We start from the raw sequence: 11,508 nt of genomic DNA on the forward strand, positions 1-11,508 counted from the left end.
CGACGGGGCGCGGGGGGTCTTCGGTGATCCCGTGCGCTCAGGTGCCGGCAGGTCCGGACGCTCCGCGACCGGCTGGTGAACCGGGCTTGGTACCGGCTCCGACCGTCTCCTCGACGCCCTGCATCGGCGCCAGGTCCAGCGCCCGCAGCCGCACCTGCACCGCGGCCGCGTCGTCGGGCTGCTGCGCGGCCGCGTCCTCCGCCTCGGCCCGCGCGGTGTACGCCTCGATCTCCCGGCTGCGCGTCCGTTCGTCCCAGCCGAGCACGGGTCCCACGAGGTCGGCGATCTCGTCGAGCGCCCCGACGCCCTTGTCGGCCTGCTCGTAGTTGAGGCGGGTCCGGTGCATGAGCACGTCGTCGAGGTGGAGCGCGCCCTCGTGGCTCGCCGCGTAGACGATCTCCGCGCCGATGTACGCCGGCGCGGCCTTGAGCGGGTCCGCGAGCGACGGGGTGGCGTCGACCAGGTCGACGATCTCGCCGAGCAGCGACCCGTACCGGTGCAGCAGGTGGTCCATCCGGGCACGGTCCCAGCCGTACCGCGCACCGATCGCACGGGCCTGCCGCTGGAACACCTGCAGCCCCTCGGCGCCGACGAGGGGGAGGTCGTGCGTGATGGACGGCAGGCTGGTGGCCCGGGACCCGATCGCGAAGTCCACCGCGTCCTTGGCCATCACCCGGTACGTGGTGAGCTTGCCGCCCGCGATGACGGTCAGGCCGGGGGCGGGGGCGGCGACGGTGTGCTCGCGCGACACCTTCGCCGACGAGGTGCCCTCCTTGATCTGCGGCTGCAGCAGCGGCCGCAGGCCCGCCCACGTGCCGATGATGTCCTCCCGGGTGATCGGCCGGGACAGCACCGTGTTGGCGTGCTCGATCACGTAGTCGATGTCCGCGCTGGTGGCGACGGGGTGCACGAGCTCCTCGGTCCACGGGGTGTCGGTGGTGCCGATCACCCAGTACCGCGACCACGGGATGATGAACAGCACCGACTTCTCGGTCTGCAGGATCAGGCCCGTGTCGCCGGCGATGCGGCTGCGCGGGACGACGATGTGCACGCCCTTGCTGGCGAGCACCCGCAGCCCGCCCTCCGACCCGGCGAGCGACTCCGTCTTCTCGGTCCACACGCCGGTCGCGTTGATGACGTGCCGTGCCCGGACGTCCAGCCGCTCGCCCGTCTCGAGGTCCACGAGCTCGGCGCCGGTGACCGCGCCGCCGGTCGTCGTCTGGAGCCCCACCACCTGGGTGCGGCTCGCGGCGTGCGCGCCGTAGGAGACCGCGGTGCGGACGAGGGTCTCGACGAGCCGGGCGTCGTCGACGCTCGCGTCCCAGTAGCGGACCGCACCGATCGCCGCGTCGTGGCGCAGGTCCGGGAACAGCCGCTCCATGCCCTTGCGGGTGAGGTGCCGGTGGATCGGCAGCGCCCGCTTCGAGCCGGTCACGCTGGCGAGCGTGTCGTACAGCGCGACGCCTGCGCCGACGTAGGCCCGTTCCCAGACCCGGTTCTCGAGGGGGTAGAGGAACGAGACGGGCTTGACCAGGTGCGGCGCGAGCCGGGTGATCAGGAGGTCCCGCTCGGTGAGCGCCTCGCGGACGAGGTGGAAGTCGAGCATCTGCAGGTAGCGCAGGCCGCCGTGCACGAGCTTGCTCGACCGGCTCGACGTGCCGCTGGCCCAGTCCTGCGCCTCGATCACGGCCGTCGAGAGCCCCCGGCTGACCGCGTCCAGGGCGATGCCTGCACCGGTGACGCCACCCCCGACGACCAGCACGTCGAGCTCGCTGCCCCGGTCCGCGCTGGCCCGCAGCGCACCGAGCGCGTCCTGTCGTCCCTGTGCCGTCAACGGTGCTGTGCGCATGTGCCGTCCCCCGGGTGATTCGCCGCGCTACGTGTCGCTGTCTCCCACACGTGCTCGCTATGGTCATCACGGGGCGAACGAACGCGCAACCGGGCTGCACGAACGTGCACCCAGCGTCCGGCACCGGGGGGTGAGCCGCATGTACGTGGAACGTGAGCAGGACGTCCTTCGGGCGGCGTCGATGTACTACCTGCAGGACCTCAAGATGGAGGTCATCGCCCGGCACCTCGGCACGTCGAGGTCGACGGTGTCGCGGCTCATCAAGCGGGCGCGGCAGGCCGGGCTCGTCGAGATCACGCTCCGCCCGGCGAGCACCCGTGCACCGGGGCTGGGCCGGTCGGTCGCCGCGACGTTCGGCATCGACACCTACGTGGTGCCCGTGCCGGACTCCGCCTCGCACATCGAGAGGCTGGACCAGGTCTCCATGACCGCGGCCCGGCTGCTGTCGTCGTGGTTCGACTCCGACATGGTGATGGGCGTGGCCTGGGGCACCACCCTCGCTGCCGTGTCCCGCTACCTCGCACCCAAGGCGACCCGCGGCTCCGCCGTCGTGCAGCTCAACGGGGCCGCCAACATGCGGACCAGCGGCATCGAGTACGCGAGCGACCTCATCTCGTCGTTCGGTACCGCGTTCGGCGCGGCCGTGCACCACTTCTCGGTCCCGGCGTTCTTCGACTACCCCGACACGAAGGCCGCCATGTGGCGGGAGCGGTCCGTGAGACGGGTGCTGGACATGCAGCGGCGGGCGGACATCGCGGTGTTCTCCGCCGGTGCCGTGGCCGGGGCGGTCCCCTCGCACGTCTATTCGGCCGGCTACCTCGACGACGCCGACGTGCGGCTGCTGCACGACGAGGGCGTGGTCGGGGACGTCTGCACGGTGTTCCTGCGGGCCGACGGGTCCTGGCAGGACGTCCACCTGAACGAACGTGCGACCGGCCCGACGCCCGACGAGCTCCAGCACGTGCCGAGGCGGGTGTGCATCGTGGCGGGCGACAACAAGGTGGCACCGCTGCTCGCCGCGCTGCGCGCCGGGGTCGTCACCGACCTCGTCGTCGACGAGCTCACGGCGACCCAGCTCCTCGAGGCCGTGGCGCCGCCGCTGCCCCGGCGGGTGCGCGCGAAGGTGTGACCGGGAGGACCCGACCTGACCGGAGGCCCCTGCCTCCGGTCAGGTCCACGATCAGAACGGCGCGAAGTACGGCCTGTTGATGTCAGGGCCGACCTGCGTGAACGACTCGAGCGGCGTGTTGCGGCGGTCGTAGGCGGTCGCGGTGCACCGCACGGTAGTCACCGAGTCGGTCCCGATGCTGGAGATGTAGGCAGGCACGGGCTTGTAGGCCGTCTCGAACCGGCCCACCCACCGCTCGTAGGGCTCGTTGACCGAGAGCACCGTGCGGAACGGCCCGAAGTCCTCCCCGCTCCCGAAGTCGTCCGTGACGACGCACTCCAGGCCCACCCACCTCGTCTCGGCGGGGACCAGGTCCTGCTCCAGCGAGAGCTGGATCCGGTCGCCGAAGGCGTCCCAGTGCAGGCCCCGCACCTCGGGCCGTCCGTCGGCGATCCGCTGGCCCGGGCGGTTCCCGCAGAGGTCCTCGCCGGGGAACCACATGAACCGGGCGTGGCTCGCGACGATCGTGGCCTCGGTGGGCGGGGTCGCGGCGCCCACCACGTAGATCTGGAAGCCGGTGTTGCCCTCCCGGAGCGCCCGCCGCTGGGCGGAGTTCAGGTCGACGGCCCACCGTCCTTCGCCCGACTCGTCGACGTAGTAGTGCGCGTCCTGCCACCGGAGCGTCGGCCAGGCGCCGTCCAGGGTGGGCTGCCAGTAGGCCGACACCGAGCTCGTGGGATCGAGGCCGGGGATGCGCAGGTCGAGCCACGACATGGCGTCGTACGTCTCGATCCAGTCCCGCGCGTCGGCCTCCAAGGAGAACTTCCTGGAGCCGTCCTCCTGCGCGCCGAGCTGCGTGGCGGGAAAGCGCTCGACGACAGGGGTCGTCGGTGTCGTGCAGACCGGGAGCTCGACGTCCGTCAGACCGAAGGGAGGCGCGTGGCCGGTACCCGTGCCGTCGTCGCCGTCTCCACCGCCACCGGTGTGCCCGCCGCCGCTACCGGTGTCCCCGCCGCCACCGGTGTCCCCGCCGCCGCCACCGGTGTCTCCGCCGTCGTCTCCCGGGTCGGTCGGGTCACCCGGCGCCGAGGGCGACTTCCAGATCAGGACACGCAGTGACGGCAGGTCCCACTGGGCCTGCGCGAGGGTGACGGTGAACTTCCACACCTCGAACTCGAGCTTCGCCCCGAGAGAGGCGCCGAGCACGCCCTCCAGCTTGCTCCGGTGCTCGCCCGTGACGGCGTCGCGCACGGACTCGAACTCGGGCCCCAGCGAGATGCCGAAGAACGGACCGACGAACCCGTAGAGCTTGACGGCGAACTCGAAGCCCACTCCCGCGCCGACCTTGACGGTGTCGGAGCCCGTCTCGGTGCTCGAGCTCCTCGCCGACCTCTCCCAGATCGGGTGCCACTCCTCGTCCGCGTACGCGACGCCCGCGCGAGCGGTGAACGTGACCTCGTCGTGCCGTTCGAACTCGTGCTCGGCAGCGAGCTTGCCGTAGACGTCGAGGCCGAGCTCGAACTCGAAGACGACCGGGACAGGACCGACCAGGACCGTGAGCGAGCCGACGGACTTGTTCCACAACGACTTCGAGACGGACGCCTCGGGGAGGCCGGACGACGACCATGCATCCGTGCTGAGCGTGGTCACCGAGGTCAGCGTGGCCGAGAAGGACCGGACCTCGGACGAGACGCCGGACCAGGTGACGCTCATCTCGATGTCGAGCTTGATGGAGGCGGCCATCGAGAAGCCGGCACCCACCACGACCCGGCCGATGCCGTCCGCGAAGGAGAAGTCCTGACCCTCCGTGTACCACTGGCCCGGCTCGTGCTCGTCCGCCGACGGGCTCGCGGCGGCGGCCGACAGCCGGCCGAACAGGCCCACGGCCTGCGGCGCGGCGCGGGACGGGCCGATGAGCTCGTCGCCTCCGTCCAGCTCGACGTCGTCGGCGTCGATGTGCACCTCGAGGATCGCGTCCGTCAGCTTGGCGTCCTCGGTGTGCACGACCGACGTGGTGCCGAGGCGCTCCACCGACACGACGCGCCGGAGCAGACCGTCCGGCGCTGAGGCGGTGATCCCGCTCACCAGGACGTCCCCGGCGACGACCCGTGCGGCGCCGTCGAACACCACCGTCCGCGTCCCCACTCGCGTCAGCGACGCGGACTCGACCGAGGTCAGGACGTGCGCGTCCGGTGCCACCACCACCTCGTCCGCAGCAGGTGCCGTCACGGTGATGTCCCGAGCCACGGTCGTGCTGCGGCCGGCCCAGTCGGTCGCCGTGATCACGAGGGTCGCCCTGCCCACGGGTGCGGGCGTCGTCACGGTCCACGTCTGCTTCACCGTGCTCGTCGCCGCGATCGACGCGGCGCCGACCTGGGTGCCTCCGACGCTGACCGTGACGTCTCGGACGCCGGAGCCGCTGTCCGCGACCGTGCCGGTGATCGTGAGCTCCGGAGCCTGCGCCTGGTCGATCGTCGCGTCCTGCGCGGGCGTCTCCACGGTGAGCGTCGGCGCGACGATGTCCGAGGAGGCGGGCACCGGGCCGGTGAGATAGCCCTGGATCTGTACGGACGAGAGCGTCGAGGCCGGCGGGACCGAGAGATAGGTGCGGCCGCCCGTGCCGATCGGTACGACCAGCGTGACCGTCGCGGCTGTGCCCGCGGGCACGGCAGCACCGGGTCCGCCCGCCAGGAGGGAGCCGAGGGTGTTGTCGGAGGCCCGCAGCACTCCGGCTGTCGCCGTCGTGCGGACCCCCACCGTCAGCACGGCACCCGACGCACCCAGCGGGACGTCACGCCCGGTGACCTGCACGGTGTGGACGCGCGCGGGGCCCGTGGTCGGCGTGAGGGCACGGCCCGGGATCGGCACGATGCCGTCCGACAGCGCCGGTCGGCTCCCGTCGGGGAGGGTGCCGCCGACCCAGCCCCGACGACGGCGACACGAAGCGCGGCCGGGGCGGGGCCGCCCGTCGAGTACGCGAGCTGACCGTCCTCGTCGAGCGGCACGAGGACCAGCGACGTCGACCAGGAGGTCGACAGCTTGACCTCGGCGGAGGTCAGCCCGGGTGTGCCGAAGGCCAGGGTGCCGCCCGCTGGCCCCCGTGCCGCGACCGACAGCCACACCGCGCGGGCGCCACGCACCGGGACCGGTCCGTTGCCCGCGACGGGGACGACGGCTGTCCTGCCGGCATCGGGCACCGAACCGCCGGCGCCGGTCGAGGAGTCGACGACGGTCGAGGATCGGACGACGACGGTGCCACCCGCACCTGGGTCGGCGCCCGGCGCGCCCTGCAGGTACCCCGTGACGGTGAGCCGGACCCGGACGCCCGACGACGCGAGGAGGGTGAGGTTGCCCGTCCCGTCGGTGGACACGAGTGTCGTCGTGGACGAGGTGCCCGCGCCGTAGCTGATCGCCGGTGTGTCCGGTCGCCGGTCGCCGCGGCTCCAGATCGACAGGGTGCCGGCGCTGACGGCGTCGATGCGGACCTGGGCCAGGAACGAGCGGGTACCGCGAGGCGCGTCCGGTCCGGCGGCGAGCCGCGCGTCGCGGGCCGTCCCGGCTGCGAGCGTCGTTCCCCCGGATGCTCCCCGCTCGACCCGCAGAGGTACCTGGAGCCACCGGCCTGCCGTCATGGCGACCGCCGCCGCAGCAGGCGACGCAGGTGGCGCGCCCTGCGCGGAACCGACCACGGGACCGGCGACGAGTGCCGAGACCATGGCTCCGACGACCACGGGACGACGGAACCTGGACCAGAACAGACGCATGGAGACCTCGGGGACTCGCCGACGGGGGAGTCGACACCTTCGCAGCCCCACGTGTCCGGATCGGGCCCGATGCGCCGAGTTCACCCCGTTGCCCGGGGCCCCAGGAGAGGTTCACCCGCACCGCTGGCCGAGCACGTGACCTCGGGGTGAGAACGGCATCACAGTGCCGTTCTCACCCCGAAGTACCGGTCTCGGCGCGGGGGACACTCAGGCAGCGTCAGCTCGGCCGCGATGACACGGTGGCAACCTGCCACTACGGTGGTATCACCCTGACACTGGAGGAGTGGTCATGGCCATGACGTTGCGGCTGTCCGAGGAAGAGGCGGCCATTCTGCGGGACCTCGCTGAGGCCGAGCACCGGTCGATGAACGACGTCGTCGTCCTCGCGATCCGCGACCGTGCCGCCCGGCGCGTCGGCCGTGAGGCGTCGACGGAGGCGATCGCCCGGCTGATCGAACGGGACCGAGATCTGCTGGACCGGCTGGCGAAGTGACCTCGATCAGCTACCCCGACGAGAACGACGTCGAGGCGGTGCTCGGCCTGCTCGCGCTCCATGCGCGGGACGCCGGCCTGATCGGTGCGGCACTCGCACGACCCCAGCAGGTGGTGTTCGGCCACGAGTCCTACGATGGGCTCCACCTCAAGGCTGCTGCGCTGCTCGACTCGATCAGCCGGAGCCACCCCCTGTACGACGGCAACAAGCGTCTCGCATGGCTGCTGGCGGCCCGGTTCTACGACCTCAACGGCTACGCCCTCGTCACACGTGCCGACGACGGCGACGCGTTCATGCGGATGGTCGCCGGCGACGACCATCCGCCGCTCGACCAGATCGCCCGGTGGCTGGAGGACCACGCCGTACCGGACGACCGGACACAGCCGGTCGTCGGGTCGCAGGCGAGACGCCGCGGTCGGTGACGCAAGAACCGCGATCTCGGCCGCCCGCCCGCGGCCACCACCGACTGACCACACCACGAGAGGGGTTCACTTTCGCCCGTCGACACAGGGTCCGTGTTCAGCCGTCGTTGACACGGCGGTCGAGGATGCTCCAAGAGTGGACCGCTGCAGCAGACCCGATTCGTGGGTGCCTGCGGCAGAGGACTGTGTCGCATCATCTGGTTATGGGTCTTCACGAGGCGGTGTCGCACCGGAGCCGCCAGCCTTCGCTCAAGCCGTTCATCGGCAGGGGTGCCGAGCTGCGCGAACTGTGCCGACTCCTCGACGTGGCACGAGGGCACGGGTCCAGGGTGGCGCTGGTCTTGGGCGCCGCCGGCGTTGGAAAGACGCGCCTGGTCGAGGAGTTCGGCCGTGTGCTGGCCACGGACGTCACACCTTTGGCCGGGGGCTCCGTAGCGCGCGCGGACGCGGTGCCGTTTGGACCCTTGAGCGAAGCTCTTGCCCCACTGGTACGGGCCCGGCGCCCACGGGCGTTGCCGCCGCAGCAGGCAGCCGCACTCGACGCGCTCATCGCTCCACGGGAGGAGCCCCTCGCTGCCCCGACCCGTAAGGCGGTCTTCGAGGGGCTGCTCGACTTTCTCGGTGACCTCGAGGACCCCGTCGTGCTCGTCATCGACGACGTGCAGTGGGCCGATCCGTCCACCCTCGAGCTGCTGACCTTCCTTGCCCGCAACCTGTCGTGGCAGCCGGTCTTGCTCGTGCTGGTCGGCCGTGAGCCTGGCTGGTCCGCGACCGTGGATTCGGCGTACGCAGAGCTCGTGCGCAGCCCGCTGACCACGACGATCGAGCTGCGGCCGTTCAACCGTGCCGAGCTGGCCGCACTCGCCACAGCAAGGCACGGCACGCACGGGACGACCGCCGATGTGGACGACCTGCTGGAACGCTCTGGTGGGAACCCGTTCTTCGCCGAGCAGCTGCTGCACTCCGGGCCGGAGCAGGGAGCGCTGCCCTCATCCGTTCGTGCCGTGGTCGCCCACGAGCTGTCCGGGGTAGGCATGCCAGGGCGCCGGTTGGTGGGTCTCGTCCTCGCCGGAGGTGGGCACGTCGAGACGAGCTTGGCCGAGCACGCCCTGGGCCCCGAGGTCGCCGAAGCTGTCGGGGACGCTGGGATGCGCAACTTCGTGCTCCAAGACGGATCCGGCTTCCGGCTGCGCCACAGCCTGTACGGCGAGGCTCTGACCCCCCTCCTCGGCGCCTCCAACCTCAGGCAGAGCCACGAAGCCCTTGCGGTCGCCGCCGAGTCCCTGCAGGCCGAGCTGGGTGGGCAGGTGCTCGCGCCTGCCGTCCTCGCCGATCACTGGCTGAGCGCGGGTCGTGCCACCCGTGCACGACCGGCGCTGAGGCGGGCGGCCGCACAGGCGTGGTCGCAACAGGCGTACGAGGAGGCCTACTCGCTGTGGCGGCTGCTCCTCGACTCCCTCACCCCGGGGGAAGATCCGGTGCTGGAGCTTGAGGCGCTCAATGGCGCGGCGCAGGCCGCCGGCCGGACCCGGCGCGTGAAGGAGGCAGACGACCTGCTCTCGGCCGCCCTGAGGCAGGGCGCGTCGGGTGACCCCGCCACCCTGGCGGTCCTTCACGCCCGGCGTGCCATCGTCCGATACAGGCAAGGGCTGACGGCGGAGGCTTTGTGGGACGCGCGGCGCGGTCACGACCTGCTGCCAGGCGACTCCCCGGTCGAGATCCAGGCCGAGGTGACCGCGCAGCTCGCCAAGATGTTGATGATGACAGGAGACCTCGAACGCGCGCGCCGCACCGCCGAGAACGCACGGGAGCTCGCAGTGTCCGCGCGTGCCCCGGTTCTGGAGTGCTCGGCACTCACGACGCTCGGGACCGCACTGAAGGGCCTGGGCGAGGCCGCTGCAGCGATCGAGGCGCTGGGCGAAGGGCGACACCTCGCCGCCACGTACGGAGATGTCGAGGACGAGCTACGGGTCGCCACCGCAATATCGGGCGTGCTGTTCGACGATCTCCGATTCCACGAGTGCGTCGCGGTCACCAGCGAAGCGGTGGAGGTCGCCCGCCGCAGCGGTCCGGGCCTCAGCGGCTGGGCCGCCAGCTTGGTGAGCAACCTGCCGATGGAGCTGTACATGCTCGGTGAGTGGGATCTGGCCGAGCAGCAGGCGCAAGCGTTGGAGAGTTCATCGGGACAGGAACTTGAACCGCTAGACCGGGTCCACCTGGCCATGTCGCACGCGATGCTGTGCACGGGGAGGGGTCAGTGGGCGGAGGCCGAGCGTCTGCTCGAGCCGTTGCGGGACAGCCCGGACGTCGTTCAGCGCAGGGTAGTGGTGCCCGCGATCGCGGAGTTGTGCCTGTGGCGCCACGATCCCGAGTCCGCTCTGGCACTTGTCCAGGCGGAGCTGGATCACACGATGTTCGCCGCCGAGCGTGCCTACCTGCTGTACTGGTGCCTGCGCGCCCTTGGGGACATCGCGGTGGTCCGCCGGCTGCGCGGGCAGCCCGCTCCGCAGGGAAGCCAGGCCGCTGAGCTCGTCGACAGGTTCGGGCGCGATTTCCACGATCACGGCATGACTGGCCTGCTCGCGGCCGAGGTCGCGGCGGAGTGGGCGCGAGCGGACGCACTGCCTGCCGTGACTTTGTGGCGGCGCGTGACCGTGCTTGCCGAGCAGTGGCCGTCCGAGCGCGCCTACGCCGGGCTGCGGCTGGCCGAGGCGTGCCTTGGTGAAGGCGTGCCCGGTGCCGAAGAGGCCCTGTCGCGCGCCTGGCAGACCGCCTCGGCGCTGGGCGCACGACCGCTGGTCGAGGAGATCGAGGCGCTGGCCGCACGAGGATCGGTGGTGATCTCCGTACCGACCGAGGCGCCTGCGGTGCGCGCACCGGTCGCGCTGACACCACGCGAGTGTCAAGTCCTCGACCACCTCAAGCGCGGGCTGACCAACCGTCGGATCGGTCGCGCGCTCGGCATCTCGGAACGCACCGCGAGCGTCCACGTGTCCAACATCCTCGGCAAGCTCGGCGTCGCGAATCGGACGGCAGCGGCAGCCGTCGCCCGCAACCTCGGTCTCTAGGCAGTCCCCGTCGAGCCGGGCCGGCCTGTGGAAGCTCCTCGAGCCGGGGCACCGTCGTCACGGGCTCCGGGGTTGCTGGTCGCGCCCAAGTGCTTTGCAGGGGCCACCTGAGCGGACTACCGATGTGCGGGCCGCGGGGGCTCGACGATGGCGTCGCCGCCGATCAGGATGAGCCCGGGGCGCGGCCGGGCTCTCCGGTCCTCGCGGCTCCGCTGACACCTTGACCGCGGATCCCTGCTCGAGACCGGCGGCTCAGGCAGCAACGACACCTTGGTGGAGCCGGCAGAGCCTCCGGCAGCCCGTGGAGTGGCGGCACCGTCAACGTGGCATCGCAGATGCCGGTCGCGCCTAAGCGCTCTGCAGGGGCGACCTAAGTGAATTACCGATGTGCTCGCCGCCGCTGGCGGGCATCGTTGTGCCATCCCATTTCGGGGACGGCTCAGGATTCCGCTCATGAAAATTGCTGTCTCCATGGTCGTCGACCCGATCGACCGCGGATAGGCGGCGATTTCCGTGATGGCGGAATTCTTTGGCCACCGGCAGGATCAGGAGGGGAAGACGAATGTCCAAGCTCAACGAGGTTGCCCTTTCACCGGTAGCACAACGCCACTCGCGCAGGCGGGGGACCATGACGAACGCGCTGGCGGTGCCCGCCACGGCGGTCGCTCTGTTTCTCAGCGCTCCGCTGAGCGGAGCGCAGGCGGCACCTGTCACCTGGGAACCAGGCGCTTCTGTTCGGCCGAATCAACCTATCGAGGGCACCCGCTGCTACTACTGCGCGTGCAGAAACGGCGAGTGCGTGTG

7 protein-coding genes are annotated in these 11,508 nt (G+C 71.4%); 4 read left to right on the forward strand and 3 right to left on the reverse strand.

The window, feature by feature from the left end:
- Positions 1-37 precede the first annotated feature (37 nt).
- Entirely contained in the window at positions 38-1,849 is a 1,812-nt protein-coding gene (locus ACVW07_RS13040) for a glycerol-3-phosphate dehydrogenase/oxidase (RefSeq protein ID WP_456819660.1), read from the reverse strand.
- A 139-nt stretch (positions 1,850-1,988) separates the two neighbouring features.
- Here ACVW07_RS13040 and ACVW07_RS13045 point away from each other — a divergent pair, with 139 nt between their 5' ends.
- Positions 1,989-2,978 (forward strand): sugar-binding transcriptional regulator, encoded by a 990-nt coding sequence (locus ACVW07_RS13045; protein WP_456819661.1) that lies wholly within the window; start codon positions 1,989-1,991, stop codon positions 2,976-2,978.
- Between the two features lie 51 nt (positions 2,979-3,029).
- Here the strand turns inward: ACVW07_RS13045 and ACVW07_RS13050 are convergent, their stop codons facing one another.
- Together ACVW07_RS13050 and ACVW07_RS13055 are read right to left on the reverse strand one after the other, a co-directional pair.
- Positions 3,030-5,825 carry a hypothetical protein gene (locus tag ACVW07_RS13050; RefSeq protein ID WP_456819662.1) on the reverse strand — a complete coding sequence of 932 codons (2,796 nt, stop codon included), beginning with the start codon at positions 5,823-5,825 and terminating at the stop codon, positions 3,030-3,032.
- A complete protein-coding gene (locus ACVW07_RS13055) occupies positions 5,717-6,721 on the reverse strand; it encodes a hypothetical protein (RefSeq protein WP_456819663.1) in 1,005 nt (334 codons plus the stop codon). The genes ACVW07_RS13050 and ACVW07_RS13055 overlap by 109 nt, the downstream gene beginning before the upstream one ends.
- Before the next feature lie 289 nt (positions 6,722-7,010).
- On the opposite strand from ACVW07_RS13055, the gene ACVW07_RS13060 reads away from it, so the two are divergent.
- The 3 genes from ACVW07_RS13060 to ACVW07_RS13070 all read left to right on the forward strand — a co-directional run bounded on the left by ACVW07_RS13060 (position 7,011) and on the right by ACVW07_RS13070 (position 10,704).
- Positions 7,011-7,214: a ribbon-helix-helix protein, CopG family gene (locus tag ACVW07_RS13060; protein ID WP_456819664.1), complete on the forward strand. Its 204-nt coding sequence runs from the start codon at positions 7,011-7,013 to the stop codon at positions 7,212-7,214.
- On the forward strand, positions 7,211-7,636 hold the full coding sequence (locus tag ACVW07_RS13065) for a type II toxin-antitoxin system death-on-curing family toxin (RefSeq protein ID WP_456819665.1): 426 nt from the start codon (positions 7,211-7,213) through the stop codon (positions 7,634-7,636). Before ACVW07_RS13060 ends, ACVW07_RS13065 begins: the two co-directional genes overlap by 4 nt.
- Before the next feature lie 203 nt (positions 7,637-7,839).
- Positions 7,840-10,704: an ATP-binding protein gene (locus tag ACVW07_RS13070; protein WP_456819666.1), complete on the forward strand. Its 2,865-nt coding sequence runs from the start codon at positions 7,840-7,842 to the stop codon at positions 10,702-10,704.
- Positions 10,705-11,508 lie beyond the last annotated feature (804 nt).

This window comes from Cellulomonas sp. URHB0016, assembly GCF_054057935.1.

Excerpts from the sequence above, each read along its gene's own strand:
- ACVW07_RS13060 (WP_456819664.1), top strand. The coding sequence starts at position 7,011 with ATGGCCATGACGTTGCGGCTGTCCGAGGAAGAGGCGGCCATTCTGCGG.
- ACVW07_RS13040 (WP_456819660.1), bottom strand. The coding sequence starts at position 1,849 with ATGCGCACAGCACCGTTGACGGCACAGGGACGACAGGACGCGCTCGGT.
- ACVW07_RS13070 (WP_456819666.1), top strand. The coding sequence starts at position 7,840 with ATGGGTCTTCACGAGGCGGTGTCGCACCGGAGCCGCCAGCCTTCGCTC.
- ACVW07_RS13055 (WP_456819663.1), bottom strand. The coding sequence starts at position 6,721 with ATGCGTCTGTTCTGGTCCAGGTTCCGTCGTCCCGTGGTCGTCGGAGCC.
- ACVW07_RS13045 (WP_456819661.1), top strand. The coding sequence starts at position 1,989 with ATGTACGTGGAACGTGAGCAGGACGTCCTTCGGGCGGCGTCGATGTAC.